11 protein-coding genes are annotated in these 23,736 nt (G+C 71.6%); 6 read left to right on the plus strand and 5 right to left on the minus strand.

From position 1 onward, the window contains the following. Window positions 1-158 precede the first annotated feature (158 nt). On the plus strand, window positions 159-4,232 hold the full coding sequence (locus ACIF8S_RS22245; RefSeq protein ID WP_400001133.1) for a discoidin domain-containing protein: 4,074 nt from the start codon (window positions 159-161) through the stop codon (window positions 4,230-4,232). Between the two features lie 192 nt (window positions 4,233-4,424). Further along, complete coding sequence (locus ACIF8S_RS22250; RefSeq protein WP_400001135.1) at window positions 4,425-5,540, plus strand: PP2C family protein-serine/threonine phosphatase; 1,116 nt, start codon at window positions 4,425-4,427, stop codon at window positions 5,538-5,540. A 118-nt stretch (window positions 5,541-5,658) separates the two neighbouring features. On the opposite strand, the gene ACIF8S_RS22255 is transcribed toward ACIF8S_RS22250, so the two are convergent. Both ACIF8S_RS22255 and ACIF8S_RS22260 read right to left on the minus strand, forming a co-directional pair. Continuing rightward, complete coding sequence (locus ACIF8S_RS22255; protein ID WP_400001136.1) at window positions 5,659-7,971, minus strand: FdhF/YdeP family oxidoreductase; 2,313 nt, start codon at window positions 7,969-7,971, stop codon at window positions 5,659-5,661. A 35-nt stretch (window positions 7,972-8,006) separates the two neighbouring features. Further along, window positions 8,007-8,627, minus strand: a complete 621-nt coding sequence (locus ACIF8S_RS22260) for an SRPBCC family protein (protein ID WP_400001137.1) — start codon at window positions 8,625-8,627, stop codon at window positions 8,007-8,009. 463 nt (window positions 8,628-9,090) lie between these two features. Here ACIF8S_RS22260 and ACIF8S_RS22265 point away from each other — a divergent pair, with 463 nt between their 5' ends. From ACIF8S_RS22265 to ACIF8S_RS22275, 3 genes are all read left to right on the plus strand, one after another. Continuing rightward, complete coding sequence (locus ACIF8S_RS22265; RefSeq protein WP_400001138.1) at window positions 9,091-12,294, plus strand: alpha-L-rhamnosidase; 3,204 nt, start codon at window positions 9,091-9,093, stop codon at window positions 12,292-12,294. A 1,227-nt stretch (window positions 12,295-13,521) separates the two neighbouring features. Further along, complete coding sequence (locus ACIF8S_RS22270) at window positions 13,522-14,979, plus strand: MmgE/PrpD family protein (RefSeq protein WP_400001140.1); 1,458 nt, start codon at window positions 13,522-13,524, stop codon at window positions 14,977-14,979. A gap of 162 nt (window positions 14,980-15,141) precedes the next feature. Continuing rightward, window positions 15,142-15,729 carry a hydrolase gene (locus tag ACIF8S_RS22275; protein WP_400001142.1) on the plus strand — a complete coding sequence of 196 codons (588 nt, stop codon included), beginning with the start codon at window positions 15,142-15,144 and terminating at the stop codon, window positions 15,727-15,729. A 432-nt stretch (window positions 15,730-16,161) separates the two neighbouring features. On the opposite strand, the gene ACIF8S_RS22280 is transcribed toward ACIF8S_RS22275, so the two are convergent. Both ACIF8S_RS22280 and ACIF8S_RS22285 read right to left on the minus strand, forming a co-directional pair. Beyond that, entirely contained in the window at window positions 16,162-16,806 is a 645-nt protein-coding gene (locus tag ACIF8S_RS22280; RefSeq protein ID WP_400001143.1) for a chorismate mutase, read from the minus strand. A gap of 47 nt (window positions 16,807-16,853) precedes the next feature. Then, a complete protein-coding gene (locus tag ACIF8S_RS22285) occupies window positions 16,854-18,227 on the minus strand; it encodes an FAD-binding oxidoreductase (protein ID WP_400001145.1) in 1,374 nt (457 codons plus the stop codon). A gap of 967 nt (window positions 18,228-19,194) precedes the next feature. Here ACIF8S_RS22285 and ACIF8S_RS22290 point away from each other — a divergent pair. Beyond that, window positions 19,195-23,013, plus strand: a complete 3,819-nt coding sequence (locus ACIF8S_RS22290) for a S8 family serine peptidase (protein ID WP_400001146.1) — start codon at window positions 19,195-19,197, stop codon at window positions 23,011-23,013. Between the two features lie 258 nt (window positions 23,014-23,271). Here ACIF8S_RS22290 and ACIF8S_RS22295 read toward each other — a convergent pair whose 3' ends face one another. Further along, window positions 23,272-23,706 carry a MarR family winged helix-turn-helix transcriptional regulator gene (locus ACIF8S_RS22295; protein WP_400001148.1) on the minus strand — a complete coding sequence of 145 codons (435 nt, stop codon included), beginning with the start codon at window positions 23,704-23,706 and terminating at the stop codon, window positions 23,272-23,274. Between the last annotated feature and the right edge of the window lie 30 nt (window positions 23,707-23,736).

The following is a 23,736-nucleotide window of genomic DNA, read 5'->3' on the forward strand; positions in this document are numbered from 1 at the left end:
ATCGCAGGTCACCTTTGCCGCAAGCGGCATCGTTGCCTTCCGGAGGGTTGACAGGCGACACCCGGCGGACCCAGCCTTTGGCAACGTTGTCATCCGGTCCCGCCCCACGGTGCGGAACCGGTCATCGCGCCCTGCGCTCCTGAGGGGACGTCACACACATGACCGATCGATCGGGTCCGTCGCGCCTGCCGTCGCGACGGGCCGTAGTCACCACGGGACCCGCCCTGCTGGCCGGGTTCGGCCTCGGTGCCGCGCTGCCCGCGTCACCCGCCGCTGCCGCCCCCGCCGGCCCGCGGTCCGGCGGGGAGCTGGCCCGCTACCGCCCCGTCACGGCGTCCTCCACGGCCTACGCCGCCACGCCCGGGTCGTTCGTCGTCGACCGCCTCACGTCCCCGGGCGTCAAGGGCAGCGGATGGCGTGCCGAGGGCGGCGATCCGCAGTGGATCGCCGTCGACCTCCAGGCGGCCGGCGAGGTCACGCGGATCCGTCTCACCTTCGAGGCCGACGCCTCCGACCCGGTGTACACGCCGCCCGTCGAAGGCAATGTGCACAGCGGCACGACCGGCGACGAGATCCAGTCGAGCTACTCCCTGGTCTTCGTGGTGGAGACCTCTCTCGACAACACGTCCTGGACAGCGGTGTACAGCACCACTCAGGGCACCGGCGGCGTGGTGGACATCCAGCTCGCGCGCCCCGCCCGCGCCCGCTGGGTGCGCCTGACGTCCCGGAAACGTTCCAGCCCCCTGCCCCTGGGGCTCAACGGCTTCGAGGTGTACGGCACCGCCGAGGGCCGTCGCCCCGCGGTGACCGGCTGGACCGACTGGGGGACCCGTCCGGGCAAGCCGCCGAAGCTGGCCGTCGCCGACGACGGGACCGTCCCCGTGGAGTCCGGCTGGCGGCTCACCCTGGACGACTGGGCCGGGGCGGACGGCGCCCGCCTGTCGACGACCTCCGTGGACACCGGCGACTGGCTGCCCGCCACCGTCCCCGGCACCGTGCTCGGCTCCCTCGTGGAGCAGGGCAAGCTGCCCGACCCCGTGGCGGGCCTGAACAACCTGCACATCCCCGAGGCCCTGTCGCGCCACGCCTGGTGGTACAAGCGGGACTTCGCGCTGCCGCGAGGGCTGCGCACGGGAGCCGGACGGCACGTCTGGCTGGAGTTCGACGGCATCAACCACAAGGCCGACGTCTGGCTCAACGGCCAACAGGTCGGCGAGCTGGTCCACCCGTTCGCCCGTGCATCCCTCGACGTCACCGGGCACGTCGCCGAGCACGGCGACAACGCGCTCGCCGTACGGATCTCACCCATGCCGGTCCCCGGAAGCCCCGGTGACAAGGGCCCCGCGGGCGAGGCATGGGTCGACGCCGGCGCACAGCAGATGAACCTCAACTCACCGACGTACCTCGCCTCCTCCGGCTGGGACTGGATGCCCGCCGTGCGTGACCGCGCGGCCGGCATCTGGAACCACGTCCGGCTCCGGTCGACCGGGCACGCCGTCCTCGGCGACCCGCGCGTGGACACCTCCCTGCCGAAACTGCCGGACGTGTCGGTCGCCGAGGTGACCGTGGTCGTCCCGGTCCGCAACGCCGGCACCGCCGACCTGCGCACCACGGTCACCGCGTCCTTCGACGGGGTGCGCGTCTCCAGGACCGTCACCGTGAAGGCCGGCCGGAGCGTCGACGTCGTCTTCGCCCCCCACGCGTTCGCGCAGTTGAAACTGCACGACCCCAAGCTGTGGTGGCCCAACGGGCTGGGCGAACCCCACCTGCACGACCTGACGCTGACGGCGTCCGCCGACGGCCGGGAGAGCGACCGCCGCACCACGAAGTTCGGCATCCGCCAGTTCGGCTACGAGTACGCCGTACCGCTGCCGTTCACCGCGTCCGGCGACGCCGTCACGCAGACCGTGACATTCGAACGGCAGCAGGCCCGCCACGTCCGCGTCAGATGCCTGACCCGGGCCACCTCCTGGGGCAGCTCCCTGTGGTCCCTCTCCGTCGGCGACAGCGCCAGGCCCGGAATCGACCTGGCCCTGCACGCGGCCGCGGAGGCTTCCAGCACCGACCAGGACGACCACGGCCCCGCCAACGTCACCGACGGCGACGACACCACCCGCTGGTCCTCGAAGTTCGAGGACGACCAGTGGATACGCGTCGACCTCGGCTCGGTCCAGTCCTTCGACCGGGTCGACCTCACCTGGGAGCAGGCCTACGCCAAGACCTTCGTGGTCCAGGTGTCGGCCGACGGCTCGGACTGGACCGACGTGAAGTCCGTCGACAGCGGGGCCGTACCGCTGCCCTTCACAGGCGGCAACGCCAGCCTCCGGATCGAGGATTTCGAGCGCACGACCGCGCGCTACGTCCGCCTGCAGTGCGGTCTGCGCAACAGCAGCTGGGGCAACTCCCTGTGGAGCCTGAGCGTCGTCGACACCGACGACCCCGGCACCGACCTCGCCCTGCGCCGGACGGCCACCGCCTCCACCGAGGAGCACGACAACCCCGCCTCCCACGCCACCGACGGCGATCCGAACACCCGCTGGTCGTCCGCGTACGAGGACCACCAGTGGATCCAGGTCGACCTCGGATCCCCGCGCGCCTTCGACCGCGTCGCCGTCCTCTGGGAGACCGCCTACCCGAAGACCTACGTCGTCCAGGTGTCCGACGACGGTGACGACTGGACCGACGTCACGTCCGTGTCCAACACCCCCGACCCGCTGATCATCAGCGTCAACGGCGTGCGGGTGCTGGCCCGCGGCGGCAACTGGGGCTGGGACGAACTGCTGCGCCGCATGCCGGCGGAGCGCATGGACGCGGCCGTGCGCATGCACCGCGACATGAACTTCACCATGATCCGCAACTGGGTCGGCAGCAGCGACCGTGAGGAGTTCTTCGCCGCCTGCGACCGCCACGGCATCCTGGTGTGGAACGACTTCCCCAACGCGTGGGGCATGGACCCGCCGGACCGTGACGCGTTCGTGTCGCTCGCCCGCGACACCGTTCTGCGCTACCGGATCCACCCCTGCGTGGCCGTCTGGTGCGGCGCCAACGAAGGCAACCCTCCCGCCGTCATCGACAAGGGCATGCGGGAGGCCGTCCAGGACCAGGCACCCGGCCTGCTCTACCAGAACAACTCGGCCGGAGGAATCGTCACCGGCGGCGGCCCCTACGGCTGGGTGGAGCCGGAGAAGTACTTCGACCCGATGACGTACGGCAGCAAGGACTTCGGCTTCCACACCGAGATCGGCATGCCCGTCGTCTCCACCGCCGCGAGCATCCGCGCCATGACCGGCGACGAACCGGAGTGGCCGATCGGCGGCGCCTGGTACCACCACGACTGGAGCGAGCGGGGGAACCAGGCACCGCAGCACTACAAGGCGGCGGTCGAAGCACGCCTCGGCGAGGCCGGGGACCTCGACGACTTCGCCCGCAAGGCCCAGTTCGTCAACTACGAGAACACCCGCGCCATGTTCGAGGCGTGGAACGCCAACCTCTGGGACAACGCCTCCGGACTGATGCTGTGGATGTCCCACCCCGCCTGGCACAGCACGGTCTGGCAGACCTACGACTACGACTTCGACGTCAACGGCACCTACTACGGCGCCCGCACGGCCTGCGAACCCCTGCACGTCCAGGCAGACCCGGTGAAGTGGCAGGTCGTCGCCGTGAACCACACCTCGGCCGACCTGCGCGGCGCCACCGTCACCGCCGAGCTGTTCGACCTGGCCGGCCGGCGGCTCGGCGCGACCCGACGGGCCCGGCTCGACATCGCCCGGGCGGCCACCGCCCAGGCCTTCACCGCGGCATGGCCGGACGGTCTCCCCGACCTCCACCTCCTCCGGCTCACGCTGACGGACGCCGGGGGCACGGAGGTGTCGCGGAACACGTACTGGCGCTACCGCGACCCCGCATCCATGCGTGACCTGAACAGGACCAGGCAGGTGAAGCTGACCGGAGGGATCACCAAGATCTCGCGTGCGGGGGAACGCCACGCGCTGACGGCGACGGTCCACAACGCGGGAGCGGCGGTGGCCGCCATGGTCCGGCTGTCCCTGCTGGAGGAGGCCGGGGGCCGACGGGTGCTGCCGACCCTGTACAGCGACAACTACCTGTGGCTGCTGCCCGGCGAGTCCCGTACCGTCCGCCTGTCCTGGCCGGCCGAGGCGTGCGCGTCGAGGACCCCGGTCCTGACCGCGCAGGCCTACAACAGCCCGGTGGCGACACTCCGCGGCTGAGCGGCCGGCGCGTGCCGGTCCCGGCGGCCCCGCGCCGGGACCGGCACTTCCTGACAGGGCCGGAACGAGTCCGGCCGCTGACAGGGCCGGAAAGAATCCGGCCGCTCCGCGAGGCCGCGCACAGGCAGTCCGTGCGGCCCGCAGCCCCGGCCCACGGATCTGGCGTCCGTGATGTCCGGATAAGATCCGTTTGTGATCCGCTCAGGAAAGCCCCGGCGCCGTCATCGTCCTCAGGCCGGCCAGCGGGACGCCGTGCTGCTGTCGCCAGTGCTCGTCACCCTCGTCATCACCGCCCTCGCGGCCTCCACGCCGAGGGAGATCGCCTTCAGCCGCCTGCTCACCGCGGCACCCGCCCTCGCCGCCGCACTGTGGCCCGTGCTCCCGACGGTCCTGCTGGGGGTGTTCTGCCTGCTGGTCATGATCAGCCTCAGCTTCTTCTACCCCGACCTGGGGACGCCGTACACGGCCGCCGCGATCGGTGCGGTCACCGCGGCGGCCGCGTACGCGAGCCATCTGCGACTTCAGAGGGAGGAGACCCTGTTCCAGGTCCGGCTCGTCGCGGACGCGGCCCAGAAGGTGCTGCTGCGGCCGCTGCCGCACCGGGTGCACAGCATCGAGATCGAGTCGATCTATCTGGCGGCCCAGGAGCAGGCACGGATCGGCGGCGACTTCTACGAGGCCGCGGACACGCCGTACGGCATCCGTCTGCTCATCGGGGACGTGCGGGGCAAGGGCCTGTCCGCGGTCGGAGCGGCCTCCGCGGTGATCAACTGCTTCCGTGAGAACGCGTACGACCAGCCGGACCTCAGGGCGCTGGTCCGCCGGCTCCAGACCACCATCTCCCGCTACAGCGCCAGTGTCCCCGCCGACGATCAGGCGGAGCACTTCGCGACGGCCCTGCTCGCCGAGATTCCTTACGACGCCGGACACGTCAACATCCTGAACTGCGGGCATCCGCCCCCGGTCTTCCTGCGGGGGGAAGGGGACGTCCAGGTCCTGGAGCCCACACTGACCTCGACGCCCCTCAACCTCGCGGCTCTCCTCGGGCACCACTACCACGTGGACACCGTCCCCTTCCTGCCGGGCGACCAGATGCTGCTCTGCACCGACGGCGTGACGGAGACCCGTGACGGCGCCGGCAGGTTCTTCCCGTTGGCGGACTGGGCGCGGCTGCACCGCCGGACGCCGCCCCGCCAGCTGCTGGACGGGCTGCACAGGGACCTGCTCCACTACGCGCGCGGACATCTCGACGACGACATCGCCGCCCTCGCCGTGCGCCGCCTGTACGCCCCGCTCCCCGACCGGTGACGGCCTCGCCCTCGTCGGGCCCAAGCGCACCGCCGGGCGGCTCGCCCACGTGTGTCGGCGCGAGCCGCCCGGCGAGGGGGAGGGCCGGCGCGCGGGTCACCGGTGTGAGGGAGGCGCGTCAGGCGGATGCCGGGCGGGTTCCGCCGGAGGCCGGTTCGAGCCGGACGACGATGCCCTTCGACGTCGGCTGGTTGCTGATGTCGGCGACGCTGTCCAGCGGGACCAGGACGTTCGTCTCCGGGTAGTAGGCCGCGGCCGAGCCCTTCGCGGCCGGGTAGGGCACCACCTGGAAGTTCTCGGCCCGGCGCTCGGTGCCGTCCGCCCAGACGCTCACCAGGTCGACGCGGTCGCCCTGGGACAGCCCCAGTTCACTCAGGTCGGCCGGGTTGACCAGCACGACGTGACGGCTGCCGTGGATGCCGCGGTAGCGGTCGTTGTTCGTGTAGGGGACGGTGTTCCACTGGTCGTGCGAACGTAGCGTCTGCAGCAGCAGGTGACCCTCGGGCGCCCGGGGGACGACGCGCTCGTTGCGGGTGAACAGGGCCTTGCCGACCGCGTTGTTGAAGACCCCCTCGTTGACCGGGTTGGGCAGCTGGAAGCCGCCGGGACGGGTCACCCGCGCGTTGAACTCGTGGAAACCCGGTACGACGCGGGAGATGCGGTCACGGATGGTGTTGTAGTCGCCCTCGAAGTTCTCCCAGGGGATGTCCGGCTTGCCGTCCAGGGTGAGCCGGGCGAGCCGGCACAGGATCGCCACTTCGCTGAGCAGCAGCGGGGACGCCGGTTCGAGCCGCCCCTGGGAGGTGTGCACCTCGCTCATGGAGTTCTCGACGGTGACGAACTGCTCGCCGTCGGCCTGGACGTCCCGCTCGGTCCGCCCCAGGGTCGGAAGGATCAGCGCCGTGTCGCCGCACACGGTGTGCGAGCGGTTGAGCTTGGTGGAGATGTGGGCGGTCAGCCGGCACGAACGCATCGCGGCCTCGGTGACCTCGCTGTCCGGGGCGGCGCGGACGAAGTTCCCGGCGAGCGCGAGGAAGACCTTGACCTGGCCCTCACGCATCGCCTTGATCGATTTCACGGAGTCCAGCCCGTGCGCGCGGGGCGGGTCGAAGCCGAATCCCTCCCGCAGGGCGTCGAGGAAGGAGTCCGGCATCTGCTCCCAGATGCCCATCGTCCGGTCGCCCTGCACATTGCTGTGGCCGCGCACCGGGCACGCGCCGGTGCCGGCCCGCCCCAGGTTGCCACGGAGCATCAGGAAGTTGACGATCTCCCGGATGGTGGGCACGCCGTGCTTGTGCTGGGTGATGCCCATCGCCCAGCACACGACGACCCGTTCGCTCCGCAGCACCTCGTCGCGGACTGCCTCGATCTCCTGGCGGGTCAGTCCGGTCGCCGCGTGCACGTCGTCCCAGTCGACGGTGCGGGCGTGCCGGGCGAACTCCTCGAAGCCGGTGGTGTGCGCGTCGATGAAGGCGTGGTCCAGCACGGTGCCGGGGCGGGCGTCCTCGGCCTCCAGGAGCAGACGGTTCAGGGCCTGGAACAGGGCGAGGTCGCCGCCGGGCTTGATGTGCAGGAAACGGTCGGCGATCTGGGTGCCGCGGCCGACGACGCCGCTCGGCTTCTGCGGGTTCTTGAAGCGCCGCAGCCCGGCTTCCGGCAGCGGGTTGACCGCCACGATCCGGCCACCGCGCCGCTTGGCCTCCTCCAGCGCGGACAGCTGGCGCGGATGGTTCGTGCCCGGGTTCTGTCCGACCAGGAAGATCAGATCGGCGTGGTGGAGGTCGTCGAGGCTGACGGTGCCCTTGCCGGTGCCGAGGGTCTCGCTCAGGGCGAAGCCGCTCGACTCGTGGCACATGTTGCTGCAGTCCGGCAGGTTGTTGGTGCCGAAGGCGCGGGCGAAGAGCTGCAGGACGAACGCGGCCTCGTTGCCGGCACGGCCGGAGGTGTAGAAGACGGCCTCGTCGGGGGAGGCCAGCTCCCGCAGCTCCCGTGCGAGGACGCCCAGGGCCTCGTTCCAGTCGACGGGCTCGTAGTGGTCGGAGCCGGGCCGCTTGATCATCGGCTCGGTGAGCCGTCCCTGCTGGTTGAGCCACAGGTCGGAGCGGGCGGCGAGGTCGGAGACACTGTGCTCACGGAAGAAGTCGGCGGTGATCCGGCGCGTGGTGGCCTCGTCGTTGATGTGCTTGGCGCCGTTCTCGCAGTACTCGTTGCGATGACGCCGGCCCGGGGCCGGATCCGCCCACGCGCAGCCGGGACAGTCGACGCCCCCGACCTGGTTCATCGTCAGCAGGTCCACCCCCGTCCTGTGCGGGGACGTCTGCTCCAGCGAGTACTCCAGGGCGTGCACGACCGCGGGGACACCGGCCGCCCACTTCTTCGGCGGTGTCACGGAGAGGGTGGTCTCCGGCTCCTCGCCGGGCGCGTTCTGCATCGGTTCGCCTTTCTCTTGCCGTGTCCGGTACGCGGTCAGCCGACGGGCCACTGGGCGACGCGGCTCCTGGGCGGTTCCGGACGGTCGTGCTGCACACGGCCGTTGCGGATCGTGCCGCGCCAGGCTCCGCCCTCCTGCCCCAGTCCCTCGATGAACCGCTTGAAGCTGACCAGTTCTCCGCGCACCAGCCGGGCGGCCATCTCGGTGGCCCGGGACGAGCGGGTCAGGATGCCCGCGACTCCCCGCGGTTCCAGGAGCATCCGTACGGTGATCGTGGTGCCGCCCGAGCCGTTCGGCCGGAACTCGACCTCGCCCTCGTGGGAGGGGTACTGTTCGAGTCCGCGCCAGGCCAGGTAGGCGTCGGGGTCCTGCTCCACGATCTCGACCGCGAAACGGTGGCGCAGCGGCCCGCGGCCGAGGGTCCAGGCCGTCACGGTCGGCCTGACCTGCTCGACGCCGCGCACCAGGCCCGAGAAGCGCGGGAAGGTCTTGAACTGCGTCCACTGGTTGTACGCCGTCCGGACCGGCACCGCGATGTCGACGGTCTCCTCGACGTGCCGCCTGCGCAGCGGCCGGCGGCGCGTGACGCCGTCTCCGTCCGTACGCATCCCCGGCTTGTCGGGTACGGCCCGCTGGGTGTCGTCTTCGTGCGTCATCGTGGAATCTCCTCCGGTGAGGGTGCCGGGCGGGCGGGTACTCGGCGTCACCCCCTGTGTCGTGACTCCTGTTCCGGTTCCCGCATCGCGCGTTTCGAGTCACCCGGAACCACCCGTGTCCCGCGCGGTCTGCGACACCCCCTGGCGATGTGTCTCACCGGGCCGCCAGGCACATGGCTGAAAGGGGTCGGGTGGGGCAGCGGGTGACAAGCGACGGCCGTGCGCTGATTGAAACCGTTCAATCGACGTCCGGGTATGCGGCTGTGAGGAATCACCGCCTGCGCCCCTCGGCTCGGACTCAGGGGACTCACGCATGAACACCCTTACCGACATGGGCACTTCCGGGCCTCATTCTTCACGCCTTTTTACGCGCGCCCCTCATTGACCGCTCGCGCCCGCGCCTCTACGGTGGCCACGCTCACCCCATGTGAAACGATTCAATCCTACCGTGCGAGGTGGCGTAGTGATCAGTCGCAGAAACGTCCTGGCGAGCACGGCGGCCGCGGTGGCCGCCGCGGCCGGAGCCGTGCCGGCCCAGGCCGCGCCCCCCACCACCGCCCGAGCGGGCGGCCGGTCCGCACCCGTGAAGATCACCGCCCCCACCGTCGAGTACGCCCGGCATCCTCTGGGCCTCGACGAACCCCGCCCGCGGTTCAGCTGGCCTCTGGTTTCGGACGAGCCGGGGCTCCGGCAGAGCGCCTACCAGCTGCGGGTGGCCACCAGTGCCGCCGCCCTGACCCACCCGGACGTCTGGGACAGCGGCCGGGTGGCGTCGGACGAGTCGGCCCTCGTCCCGTACGGGGGCCCTGAACTACGGCCGAGGACGCGGTACTTCTGGACCGTGCGGGTCTGGGACGGCCGGGGCAGGGCCTCCGGGTGGAGCGAACCGGACTGGTGGGAGACCGGCCTGCTCGGTACCGATCAGTGGTCCGCACGGTGGATCTCCGCCCCCGCGGAGCTGACCGACGCACCGTCCTTCGAGGGCGGCCACTGGATCTGGTTCCCCGAGGGCGACCCGGCGAGCAGCGCCCCGGCCGCCACCCGCTGGTTCCGCCGCACCGCGGACCTGCCCGAGGCCGTCACCTCGGCCACACTGGTGATCACCGCGGACAACGCCTACGCGGCGTACGTCAACGGCCGCGAGGTGGCCCGCACCGACCTGGCGACGGACAACCAGGACTGGCGCAAGCCCGCCGTCGTGGACGTCGTCGACCAGGTGAGGTCCGGCGGCAACGTGATCGCGGTCGAGGCGGTCAACGGCACCGAAGGACCCGCCGGCCTGCTCGCCGTCCTCGTCGTCCGCACGGCCTCCGGCGAGCGGCGCATCGTGACGGACGCCGCCTGGAAGGTCACCGACCAGGAGCCCGCCGGGGACTGGCGCGGCGCGGGTTTCGACGACACGGCCTGGGCTGCCGCCCGCGAGGCGGCACCCTGGGGAGACGGCCCGTGGGGGACGGTCACGCCCGTCACGCACGCCGTCACCCGGCTGCGCCGTGAGTTCTCGCTGAGGCGCGGGAGGGTGCGGCGGGCGAGGCTGTACGTCACCGCGCTCGGCCTGTACGAGGCGCACCTCAACGGGGCCCGGGTCGGCCGCGACCAACTCGCCCCCGGGTGGACGGACTACCGCACGCGCGTGCAGTACCAGACGTACGACGTCACGGAGTTGGTCCGTAGCGGCGGCAACGCCCTCGGGGTCCATCTCGCACCGGGCTGGTACGCGGGCAACGTCGGCATGTTCGGCCCGCACCAGTACGGTGAACATCCTGCGCTGCTGGCCCAGTTGGAGGTCGACTACGCCGACGGGACCACGCAGCGCGTCACGTCCGACACGGACTGGTCCGCCGCGACGGGGCCGATCGTCGCGGCCGACCTGCTGGACGGCGAGACGTACGACGCCCGCAAGGAGACTCCCGGCTGGACCTCACCGGGCTTCGACGACGGGGAGTGGGCGCGCGCCGGTGAGGCGGACGGCGAACTCCCCGAGCGTGTCGTCTCCCAGGCCGACGCCCCGGTACGGGTGACGCAGGAACTGACGCCGGTCGGTGTCACCGAGCCCCGGCCCGGCGTGTTCGTCTTCGACCTGGGCCGCAACATGGTCGGTTCCGTACGGCTACGCGTCAAGGGCGAGGCGGGCACCGTGGTGCGCCTGCGGCACGCCGAGGTACTCGACGCGGACGGCACCGTCTACACGGCGAACCTCCGCACCGCGAAGGCGACCGACACGTACGTCCTCAAGGGCGGCGGCACCGAGACGTTCGAACCCCGCTTCACCTTCCACGGCTTCCGCTACGTCGAGGTCACCGGCTTCCCCGGCACCCCGACCGCGCGAGCGGTCACCGGACGCGTCATGCACACCGACGCGTCGGCCACGCTCACCTTCGAGACCGACTCGCCGATGCTCGACCAGCTGCACAGCAACATCACCTGGGGGCAGCGGGGGAACTTCCTCTCCGTCCCGACCGACACCCCGGCCCGGGACGAACGTCTCGGCTGGACCGGCGACATCAACGTGTTCGCGCCCACCGCCGCCTACACCATGGAGTCGGCGCGCTTCCTGACGAAGTGGCTGACGGACCTGCGCGACGCGCAGACGGCGGAAGGCTCCTTCACGCACGTGGCACCCGACGTCGGGCGCCTCGGCGACGGAGCCGCCGGCTGGGGCGACGCCGGCGTCACCGTCCCGTGGGCCCTCTACCAGGCGTACGGGGACCTGCGCGTCGTCGAGGACGCCTGGCTGTCCGTGGTGGCCTGGCTGGGCTACCTGGAGAAGCACAGCGACGGCCTGCTGCGGCCGGCGGACGGGTTCGGCGACTGGCTGAACGTCGACGACGAGACACCGAAGGACGTCATCGCCACCGCCTACTTCGCACACGTCGCGGACCTCGCGGCGCGGATGGCACGCGAGCTCGGCCGGGACCCGGCGCCCTACGACGACCTGTTCGGGCGGGTGCGGGAAGCGTTCCGGCGGGCGTACGTCGACGCCGCGGGCAGGGTGAAGGGCGACACGCAGACCGCGTACGTCCTCGCCCTGTCCATGCGGCTGGTGCCGGAGGCGTTGCGGGGCCCGGCGGCCGACCGCCTCGTGGCCCTCATCGAGGCCCGCGACTGGCACCTGTCGACCGGGTTCCTCGGCACGCCCCGGCTGCTCCCCGTCCTCACCGACACCGGACACACCGACGTGGCCTACCGGCTGCTCACCCGGCGGACCTTCCCGAGCTGGGGCTACCAGATCGACCGGGGCGCGACCACGATGTGGGAGCGCTGGGACTCCCTCCGTCCCGACGGTACCTTCCAGGATCCGGGCATGAACTCCTTCAACCACTACGCCTACGGCTCGGTGGGGGAGTGGATGTACACCCACATCGCGGGCATCTCCCCGGGCCGGCCGGGCTACCGCGAAGTCGTCGTCCGTCCCCGTCCCGGCGGTGGCGTCGACGAGGCCCGGGCGACGCTGAGGTCGGTGCGCGGCCCGATCTCCACGTGGTGGCGGCGCCGGCGCGGCCGCTTCGAGCTGACGTGCTCCGTGCCCGTGAACACCACGGCGCAGGTGTGGGTCCCGGCGTCGGCCACGGACCGGGTCACGCACACGGGCGCGACACCGCTGCGCCATGAGGACGGCTGCCAGGTGTTCCGGGTCGGCTCGGGCATCCACCGGTTCACCGTCTGACCGCTGTCCGGCTGCGCGGGCGGACCGGTCCGCCCGCGGAGTCAGATGGACCCTCGTTCCCGTTGTGCTGCGATCCACCGGGTGCGAACACGTCAGGCCCTGTCTCGAAGCCCGCGTGTGCACCGGGCCGATGGCGCACCGCGACCAGCCGGTCGGTCACCGCTTCGGGGCCGCACCGGAGCAGCCGGGACGCCCCTGACGGAGCGGTGGCATGCGCCGCCGACGAACCTCTGACGCGTGGCATCGGAGGGCCGGCGTGGCCAGGTGCGCACTGTCCTCCGGCGCGGTGAGGGTGCGCAGGAGGCCTTCGACGCCGCCCGGGGAGGTCTCGGCGATGAGGTGAGGATCGACGAGACAGCCGCCGCCGTGGCGCCGTCGCGGAGCATGACGCGATGTCGGCCGGCGTCTTCGTCCGGTGTGCCGGCGGCTTGGGCGAGGAGGCCGGTGAGGGCGTTCAGGCACCACCGCGCAGGTGCGGACCCACCCGGACCCGAGAACCTCACGCGGCTCGTGGAGCTGACGACGCCGTCGCTGGGTGGCCGTGACAGCGAGCGGAGCGTCGCGCCCGAACTGCCGCATGAGGTCGGCCTCGACCAGGCGTGGCCCAGGGGCCTAACGACGTCGCGTGGGAGAGTCCTCCACATTCTTGCTCCCGGGCATCGTCCTACAATTAAGTCTGCAGCCGCCACGAGGGGAGACGCTCGTGAAGACGCCGGCCGAAGGACAGGGGTGCCGGCACCCGCGTGGTGTCCCCGGTGACCGCCGCGGACACTGCTGTCTCCGGCCGCCTGATCCCACCGACTGACCTGGACCAGTGGTCACCGTGCAGCCACTGACCGTACACCCGAACCGCGGCCCCTCCGGGCCGCGGCAACGTCGGCACCGACCAGACGGTCCCGGCCCGGTGGCGCCGGACTGTCACCCGCACGGATTCCCCGATCACCTCATCCATGCGTGGCCGCCACGCCTCGGACTTCGACACCGGACCCTCCCGGGAGCGCGCGTTGCGGGCCCGCAGGACTTCGGTGCCCGCGGTGTGGTGTCCGCATCGGACCCGCCCCTCGGCGTCGACGGTCTCACCCGTCGTCGGTTTCCCGTAGGGCTCGACCCTGTCGCCCCGCCCCTGAGGCGCGCCGACGTCATCAGCGCCTACGAGGCCGCCGGCACACCCACCCTCCTGGAGGCCCTTCGCCACCCCACGTCCCACAGCACCGAAACCGAGGCACCATGAGTTCTCAGGACCGCACCCCCGCCCTCACCGCCGGCGCCCCGGCCAGCGACCCCGCCGGGCCGACCGGCATGCTGGCGACCTGGCTGGCCACCACCACCCTGGATGACATCCCGGAAGCGGTGCGTGAGCGCGCCAAACATCTTCTGCTCGACGGCGTCGCCTGCGCCCTGGTCGGCGCACAACTCCCCGTCTCGCGCGCCGGCGTCGAAGGCGTCACGGCTCTGGACGACGCCGGGGACGCCATGATCATCGGCTGGGGCGGCCGGACGACCAGCGCCCCATCGGCGGCGATGCTCAACTCCAGCTTCATCCAGGGGTTCGAACTCGACGACTACCACCCCGTCGCACCGCTGCACAGCAACTCCCTCATCCTGCCCGCGCTGCTCGCCGCGGTGCCCCGCCTCGGCATCGTCCCGGGCGCCCGCCTCCTGCTCGGCGCGATCCTCGGCTACGAGACCGGGCCGCGGGTCGGGCTGGCCCTGCACGGCGGGGAGATGCTGTCACGCGGCTGGCACTCGGGGCCCGTGTTCGGCACTCACGCGGCGGCCGCGGCGGCCGGCACCCTGTACCGTCTCGACGCCGCCGGCTTCGAGGACGCCCTCGGGATCGCCGGCACCCAGTCCGGCGGGCTGATGGCCGCGCAGTTCGAGTCCATGGTCAAGCGGATGCAGCACGGCTTCGCCGCCCGCAACGGCTTGACCGCCGCGGCGCTCGCCGCATCCGGGTACGTCGGCATCAAGCGCGTCTTCGAGCGCGAGTACGGCGGCTTCCTCTCCACCTTCGGTGAAGGACACAGCCCCGACGCGGACCAGATCGCCGGCACGCTCGGCAGCACCTGGGAGACCGAGCGCATAGCCGTCAAGGCGTACGCGGCCATGGGCGGTCTGCACGCCGCGATCGACGCGGCCGTCGAACTGCGCCACGGACTGCCGGCCCCGGCCGAGGACATCGAGCACATCCGCGTCGACGTGTCCGAAGCCGCGTACCACCACGGCGGATGGCGGGCCGCTCGCCCCCTGGAGCCCATCGGCGCCCAGATGAACCTCGCCTACGCCGCGGCCACCGCGCTCATCGACGGCGCCGCTCTCCTCGACCAGTTCACCGCCGAGCGGATCAATCGCGACGACGTCTGGCGTCTGATCGAACGAACCGAGGTCCGCCACGACCCCGCCTTCGACCGGCTCGCGCGCGACGAGCGGCTGACCACCCGGCTCACACTCACCCTCAAGGACGGCAGCGTCCGCACCATCGAGGTAGCCCACCCGCGCGGCACGGGCGACCGCCACCTGAGCAACACCGACATCGCGACGAAGTACCGCGACCTGACGCGTGCGCTCGTCACCCCGGAGCGGCAGGCCGCGATCGAGCAGGCAGTGCTCGGTATCGATCACCTCGAGGACATCGCCGAACTGACGAACCTGCTGTCACCCGAGGTGCGGGCCGCTCTCGACTGACGCGCCCCCCGCGGCCACCCCCGGCCGGCCGCCGGCCGCCGTGACGCGTGCCGCCGGCGCGGCCACGGCACGCGCCGGGAGCCGTCTCCCCGTACGCCGGTGTCTCATCCCCGCGCCGCACCGCCCACGCCTTCGCCAACCGGTTGAGAAAGGTATCTCACCATGCCCATCACCGCACTCGACCCCACGACCGCCCTGGTCGTCATCGACCTCCAGAACGGTGTGCTGGCGGCGCCAGCCGCTCCGCACGCCACCCCCGACGTGCTGGAGCGCACCGTCACACTGGCGGACGCCTTCCGCGCAAAAGGCCTGCCCGTGGTGCTGGTCCGGGTCACGGCCGCGCCCGACGGTTCGGACCGCACGCCGGGGCGCACGGACGCCGCACCGCACGTCCAGAGCCCGCCGGCGGGCTGGGACCAGGTGTCCGACGCGCTGGCCGGTCACCCGGAGGACATCACCGTCACCAAGCGAAACTGGGGTGCCTTCTACGGCACCGACCTGGACCTGCAGCTGCGGCGGCGGAACGTCACGCAGATCGTGCTGACCGGAGCCGCCACGAGCATCGGAGTGGAGTCGACGGCCCGCGCCGCCCATGAGCACGGTTACCACGTCACGGTCGTCACGGACGCGGTGACGGACGTGGACGCCGACGCCCACCGCAACAGCGTGGGGAAGATCTTTCCCCGCCTGGCTGAGACCGGAACCACGGCAGAGGTTCTGGAGTTCCTCGGCAAGACCGTCGCCGGATGACCGCCTGTCGCTGAGGGGAGGCCACACCCCCGGCGGTGGGCGGGACGCCGCTGGCAGTGCGTCGCGCACGCCCGGCCCCGGCCCGTCCGGAGGACCCCGACCGTATGCGCCCGGGGGACGGCCGCGTCCGGCCGGCGCCATGAGCTGCGGGGGCGAGTGCCACCGGGGCCGTCGCGGCGGAGGCCGCCCGAGGGCGGAGACGTCCGGGCATGCCAAGGGGGGGACCATGACCCCGGCCCGTGCAGCCCCGGGCGGGTGCTCTGAGCTCGTAGCTCTCCCGCCCCGTGGGCCAGGGCGAATCCTCCCCGTTCTGGCCGCTGTTGATCGCCGCGGCCGCCAACGGCCGGGTTCCCTCGGGTGGCCGCCTCCGCCCCTGTGCGAGGCGCACCGCCTTCCGTTCCACGGGGACGGTGCCGGGGCTGACGTGAGGCGTTACCGGCCGGTCGGCCCGGCGGGACGGCACACGGAGCCGACCGCCGCACTGAGCGCCTGCCGGTGGAGCGGGTCCAGGTGTTCGACCGTCGCTCCGGACGCGCCGGCGAGTGCCAGCTGTACCCCGCAGGCGACGGGCTTGTCGCGCACCTGTTCCGTGTTCTTGAGTTCCGCGAGCAGGGCCGTGGTCAACCGGTCGAGCTTGCCGCGGATCGGTCCGAGGTCCGGACGCGTCGTGGGAGCCTCGTCGGGGTGAGCGGTCCAGTGGTCGAACAGTCCGCGCTGCACGATTTTGCTCGCGGTGATCTGGTCACGGAAGAACGCCTCCGCCGCGTCCGCGTCCACCCCGGCGGCCTCGGCCTGCTCTCGGACCGCGTCCAGCACCCGTGCCTCGCGCGCCGGGTCCTCGATGGGCGAGTCCGTACCGAACTTGGAGGCCGCCACGTCGTCACTCACCTGGAGGCGCTCGATGACGAGCCCCGTGAGAGGGCCGAGCTTGCCGAGCGGCTTGGCCACCGCCCCGCTGACGGGCCCGGTGGACGCTCGCGTGTCGGAGGCCGTGGCCTGAGGGGCGGTCAGGGCCGAGGCGGCCAGCAGCAGGCCGAGGGTCGCGGCGTAGCGAGTCGTCCGGTGTCGCGGATTCAATGGATTTCCTGGTCTCGATGTGGGGGGAGGGACGAGGGGCAGGGCCCTCATGCGAGGTGGGGCAGGGGGATGGCTCGGAAGACGTGGGCGGGATCGAAACGGCGCTTCACATCGAGCAGCCGTGCGGTGTTCGACCCGTAGGCGTGTGTGATCTGTGCGGTCTCGTCCGGCCCCAGCAGGTTGGGGTAGCCGCCCGGAAGGGCTTCGGGGCCGAGCGCGTCGGCCACCTTTGCGGCCCAGGCGCGGTGTTCCGTCGCGTGGGTGTCGGCGGGGTCCCACAGGGCGATGATCTCGATCATCAGGTGCGGATCACGGTTGCCGAAGGCGGTGGCCGCCACGGGGACGCGCGTGGCGGCTCCGTGCAGGCTGTGCACCGACACGGCCGAGTAGGCAGAGGTCAGCGTGTCGCCCGCGAGACCGAGCGTGCCGCGCACCGCCGAGGTGAGTGACGGCACGGAACGGGAGCGGATAGCGACGTGCCGCCCGAAGGGGAAGAGCGCGTCGATGCCGACCAGCATGGCGGAGGTGGTGGTCGGTCCCACCTGGGAGACGAGGGGTGGGCCGAGGGCGTCCAGGCGCGCCAGCGCTGCTTCTCCCGCCTTGGCGTCCTCGCCGCTCCACGTGGGTGAGAGGAACAGAGTGGGGCTGCCGTCGGGTCCGGGCAGGACGCCGGACTGCACGGTGAGTTCGTCCGGGCTCTCGGCCAGGACGGCCGAGAGCCCGGCCAGGACGGTCTCGCGCCGGTCCCACGGATACAGCACCTGGCCGGACAGCAGGGTGGGCACACGGTGCAGACGTACCCGCATCGAGGTGACCAGGCCGAAGTTCCCACCGCCACCGCGCAGGGCCCAGAAGAGGTCCGGTTCCCGTTCGGGTCCGGCGGTGACGACCGAACCGTCGGCCAGCACGACGTCGGCGGACAGCAGGTTGTCCAAGGCGAGTCCGAACCTGCCGCTGAGCGGTCCGTACCCCCCGCCGAGGGTCAGGCCGGCCATGCCCACGGACCCTGCCGAGCCGGTCACCGCCGTCAGGCCGAAGGGCTCGGCGGCGGCCACCACATCGGCCGCCGTGGCCCCTCCGGACACCTCGGCCACCTCGGCCACGGGGTCGACCACGACCCGGCGTATCCCCGAGAGGTCGATCGTGAGGCCGCCGTCGCTCAGTGACCTTCCGGCCCAGTCATGACCGCCGCCGCGCACCGTCAACGGCACCTCGTGCGTCCGCGCGGCCCGTACGGCCGCCTGGGCGTCCGCCGGGTCGGCGCACCGGACGAGGACGCCGGGGCGGGCGGACACGGCGCCGTTCCAGATACTCCGGCCCGCGTCGTAGTCCAGCCCCGTGGTGACCACCCGTTCCGGCCGCACGGTCCGTCGCAGGGTGTCTGTGAGGCGGGCGACACGCTCGCTGTCGATGGGGGGCATATGACCTCTTCCTTTGCTGCCGAGCATGGGCGGCCGGACTCCCACCGCCGGCCTGCGCCGGGGGCGGTCCGGCCGGGAGGGCGTCGCACCGATCGGGGCGTGCGGGAACGCGGCCGGTCGATGATCCACACCGGGTCTGACGGGCACTCCGGTTCCCTGTCGGCTGGGGGAGGTGGGTGGTCGCCCCGGAGCAGGTGGGCGCCGCGGTTTTTGAGGCCCCCGCATCTCGACCGCCGCCGCGACAGGGGGTTTCGTCGCTGATGCCGACGCGTATGCCGCCGTACGGTCGCCCTCCTTCAAGGGGAACGAACGTTCCGTCTTGGTCATCATCACAAGACCGGTTCCCGACTGTCAAGACAGAACGTTCTCCCGCGAGCCGTGGCGGGATTCCGGATCTGTCACCACTGCCCGAGCGCAACCCATCTCCGGCTGGTGCGGCTGATCACGACGGTGCTGCGAAGGTGAGTGAGGCGCGGACGGGACGCCGCCCTGTCGTGGAGCCGGAACTGGACGACGGTTCCCGTCCGTTTCGGGACAGGCGCTGTCGGCCGGTGCGTTCGGGTCCGGCAGCCGCAGAGTTCCAGGCACTCGAGCCGCCTTGCCCGTAGCGGGCCTCGATGGTGCCGAGTCGTACCCTGCGGTCGCGGAAATGCCGGCCTGGTCGTGAACGTGGCGTGCGGCGCGAGGCGCAGACCTGTGGCGCCGGTCATGTGCCGGCCCTGTGCCCTCCCTCGGGCTGACCCGGCAACCCGGTGATGGCCAAGTCCGCCTGGATGGCGGCCCGGAGAGCGATGGTCCCGAAGGACCTCGTCGTTCGCACACGGTTCATCGGCGGGCGCCCGTATTACAGCCAACTGGTAGATCATTCAAGTGCTTACATTTCCGATCCCAGGGTGGTCGGATGCAGTCGATCATTGACTCTGGAGGAAATGTTTTGCTTCCCTACACCCGAAGAGCCGCGGCCTCGATGGCCGCCGCTCTGCTCGCCGCCTCGATCGCTCCCGCAGCAGCGCACGAGGCAACTCCCGCTCCCGCCGGACAGGTTGCCTCGGCTGCGCAGGTTGCGTCGGCCCAGCGGAATGCCGCGCCGCGCAAGCCGGTCGCGGTGACGCTGATCACCGGAGACAAGGTGACGGTCACTCAGGGACCGGACGGCGCGGTGTCGGTCGACGACATCGCGCGCGTGCCGGGAGCGCGGGGAGCGGTACGGGTCGTCGTCGAGCACGGCGACACCTACGTGTACCCCGACGCCGCCATGCCCCACATCGCGACCGGCCGGCTCGACAAACAGCTCTTCAACATCACTCAGCTGATGGCCCAGGGATACGACGACGCCCACGCGGGCGCGCTCCCGTTGATCGTCACCCACTCCGCGGGCCCGTCCGCCGCCCGGCGTGACACCGTCGAGGAGTCCCGCTCCGCCGCCTCACTGCCCGGTGTGGAGAAGACCCTCGGCCTTCCGTCCGTCAACGGTGAGGCTGTGGAGGCCCGTCGCTCGACGGCCTCCGCCTTCTGGTCCGCGCTGACCGGAAGCGGCGGGCATGACGTGTCGGCGAACCGGACCACCAACGGCCCCGGCGACGGGACGAGCCCTTCCTTCACCGCCGACATCGACCAGGTGTGGCTCGACGGCAAGGCCGAGGCGGACCTCGCGGAGTCGGCGGCCCAGACCGGCGTCCCCAGGGCCCGGGAAGCGGGCGGCACGGGCGCGGGTGTCCGCGTCGCGGTGCTGGACTCCGGGGTTGACACCACGCATCCGGATCTCGCCGACCGCATCGTGGCGTCACGCAGCTTCATCGAGGGCGAGGGTGTCACCGACCGCAACGGGCACGGGACGCACACCGCCTCCACCGTCGTCGGGACGGGAGCCGCCTCCGAGGGCAAGGAAGCGGGTGTCGCCCCGGCCGCCGACCTCGTCGTGGGCAAGGTGCTGGGCGACAGCGGGTCCGGCCAGATCTCGGGGATCATCGCCGGTATGGAGTGGGCGGCGCGGACCGAGCACGCCAAGGTGATCAACATGAGCCTGGGCACAGCGGCGTGGCACACCCAGGACGACCCACTGAGCCAGGCGGTCAACCGACTCAGCGCGGAGACGGGCGCACTCTTCGTCGTCGCCGCGGGCAACAGCGGCAACAGTCCCTACAGCGTCAGCGCCCCCGGAACGGCGGACGCCGCTCTCACCGTCGGCGCGGTGGACGCCTCCGACCACCTCGCGGAATTCTCCAGCGCCGGGCCGCGAATGACCGACGACGGGCTCAAGCCCGACCTCACCGCGCCCGGGGTGGACGTACTGGCCGCGCGTTCGCAGCAGATGAGCGGGGGAGAGGGCTACTACCGCCGGGAGAGCGGCACTTCCATGGCGGCGCCGCACGTCGCCGGCGCGGCGGTGCTCCTGGCCCAGAAGCACCCGACGTGGACGGGGCCGCGGATCAAGGACGCCCTGATGGGCACCAGCGTCCTCACTCCCGGCTACAGCCCCTACCAGGCCGGCACCGGCCGGCTGGACGCGGGCACCGCCTATGTGCAGGACGAGGTCGTCGCGAGCGGCTCCGTCGACGCGGGACTCGTTCCCTGGTCGAAGGACCGGGAGCCGAAGACGGTCAAGCGGCGGATCACCTACACCAACACCACCGACCGGCCCGTCACCCTGGACCTCACGCAGGACCGCGGGGACACGCCCGCAGGAGTCTTCACCCTCGCGACCGACCGCGTCACGGTCCCGGCGCGGGGCACCTCGGCCGTCGCGCTCGCGGTGGATCCGCGAAAGCTGACACCCGGCCAGTACGCCGCCCAGGTCACCGCGCGTTTCGCGGGAGGCGCCGTGCACACCGCCGTGGGCGTGGCCGTCGAGTCCGAGAAGCACACGCTGACGGTCCACCTGAAGGACCGTTCGGGCGAGCCGGTCAGCGGGGAGGTCGAGATCACCGGAGCCGACGGCACGTCCACCCTCATGTGGGTCGAGGACGGCACCCTCACCAGCCGCTGGGCGCCCGGCTCCTACACCATCGTCTCCGCCCTGGACGTGGAGGGACGCAACGGCCCGCGCTCGCTCGGCTACGCGATACTCACCCTGCCCGAACTCGATCTGACGTCGGACACGACCGTCGACCTGGACGGCTCACGGCTGCGCGAGGTCAAGGTGGCGACGCCGAAACCCACGTCCGTCACCCACAGCAGGATCGACGTCTTCCGCTCCTTCACCTCCGACCGGCCCACCCCCGACGACCAGCGGGCCCTGCACGAGATCTTCATGCCCCCGCCCGCCTACGACAGCATCTGGGCCCTCCCGACCAAGGCCAAGGCGACCAAGGGCAGTTTCGTCTTCACCACCCGGATCCGTGCCAAGCAGACGCCGTTGAAGATCACCTACGGTCGGCACGACCTCGACGACACGCTGCTGGTGCAGCCCGGGTCCGCGACGTTCGGCGACGGCAGCACGCGCTTGGACGCGGTCTACGCCGGTGACGGCGCACCGGGTGAGTACGCCGGACTGTCGGCCCGGGGCAAGGCCGTGATCGTCCGCGGCAACGGCAGCGTGACCCCGGCGGAACAGGCGGCAGCGGCCGGCGCGGCGTCGGCGGCGGCACTCCTCGTGGTCGGCGACGGGTACGGCCGCGAGAGCAGCTGGTACGGCGAACCGGACGGGAAGACGACCGGCCCCGTGCCGGTCGCCACGATCAGCCAGGACGACGGCGAGGAACTGATCAGGACGGTCAAGGCCGCGGGGAAGAAGCGGACCAAGCTGACGGTCGAAGCACACTCCACGCCCGAGTACCTGTACGACCTGGCCGACTATCACCAGGGCGGAGTCCCCGCCGACCCGTCCGCCGCGACGGACCCCGGCAGCCTGGCGCGCATCGAGAACACCTTCGCGCCGCCGCCCGGCAAGCAGATCATCGAGAGCCGTGAGGACAGCCCGTCCTACGAGCGCATGCCCGCCGCCTACCCCTACGCGGTCTTCGGGGCGACGCGCGTTCCCCCGTTCCCGAAGGAGCCGGTCGCCCCGGGCCACCGTACCGACTGGGTATCCGCCGGCAACGATGTCAGATGGCAGCAGTACGGGTCGATCGACGGTTGGTCGACCTTCACCGACATCACCGGCTACCGGCCGCGCACTGTGCAGAGCGAACACTGGTTCGGCCCGATCACGCGGCCGCGCATGCTCACCTTCGAGGTCCCGCACCGGGTCGACAACGCGATGGGCGGGCAGATCGCGGCCTTCGGCGACGGAGGATCCGCGCACAGCGGTGACACGCGGTGGATGTCCCGGAGCTTCGCGCTCTACCAGGGCGACAGACTGCTGACGCAGAACGGGCCGCGCCCCGACTTCGGTGTGGGCGACCTCTCCCCGCAGCGGCTGCCGTACCGACTGGTCACCACCACGAAGAGCAACGCCGAGCTCACTCCGTACTCCACCACCACGCACACCGAGTGGACCTTCATGTCCGGCCAGGCCGAGAACGAGGCCATCCCGCTGGCCCAGTTGGACTACGACACGGATCTGGACCTGGCCGGGCGGGCGAAACGCTCGTCGGTCCTCTCGGTGAAGCCCGCTGTCGTCGGCAGCGACGCCGCCGAGGACGCCGTCACCTCGGTCGCACTGGAGGTCTCCTACGACGACGGCGCGACGTGGCGGCCGCAGGTCCTGAAGAAGGCGGACGGCGCCTGGCAGACCCGGCTCCACGCGCCCGTCCGGTCCGACTACGTGTCCCTCCGGGTCACCGTCAGACAACGCAACGGCGGCGGTGTCACGCAGACCATCAGCCGGGCCTTCGGGCTGAAGTAGCAGCTGCAGTGGCCGGAGCCCGAGGTGCCGGGCTTCGGCCACTGCAGCTCAGGGCGACGCACCTCGGCCCTTTCACGGAGCGAAATCCGACGTTGATGCGCGACCGAGTGGCCTGGTCCTGCACTCCAGGCGGCCGACGGTCTCGTGAACCGCAGGAACCGACAGCGGCCCGGCTGCGACCGGGCCGCTGTGCTGTTTCCGCTCGATCGTTGTCGTGAACCTTCTCGTCGACCGTGCCGGTGACCTCCACGACCTGCGTCAAGAGGGCGAAGAAGTGATCGCGGGCGAATCGAGCATCGCCTTGAGGATGCGCTGCAGTTCGACGCGGTCCTGGGGGGTGATCCTCGCCAGCCTGCGGTCGTACTCCGCCGCGAGGGCCGCGAGTGCCCGATCGCGTGCTTTCGTGCCCTCGTCGGTCAGAACGAGCCGGTGACGCCGCAGGTCCGCCTCGTCGATCTCGCGGCGGATGAAGCCCTTGGCGGCGAGGTTACGGACGTAGACCGTCACGCTCGCCTTGGGCAGCAACAGCGCGGTCGCGATCTCGGCCGGGTACGGCGATGCCTCCACCTCGGTCAGGACGAAGAACTCCTTCGTCTCCAGCCCGAGCTTGGCCAGCTCCTCCGTGCAGGCATCCATCACGACTGCCAGCAGCCGCTGATTCAGCGTCCACAGCTGCGCCCCGTCGACCGGCATGAGGTCCTCCGTTCCACATGATACAGTTTC

The sequence above is a fragment of the Streptomyces sp. NPDC085937 genome (assembly GCF_044540535.1).
Classification (GTDB): domain Bacteria; phylum Actinomycetota; class Actinomycetes; order Streptomycetales; family Streptomycetaceae; genus Streptomyces.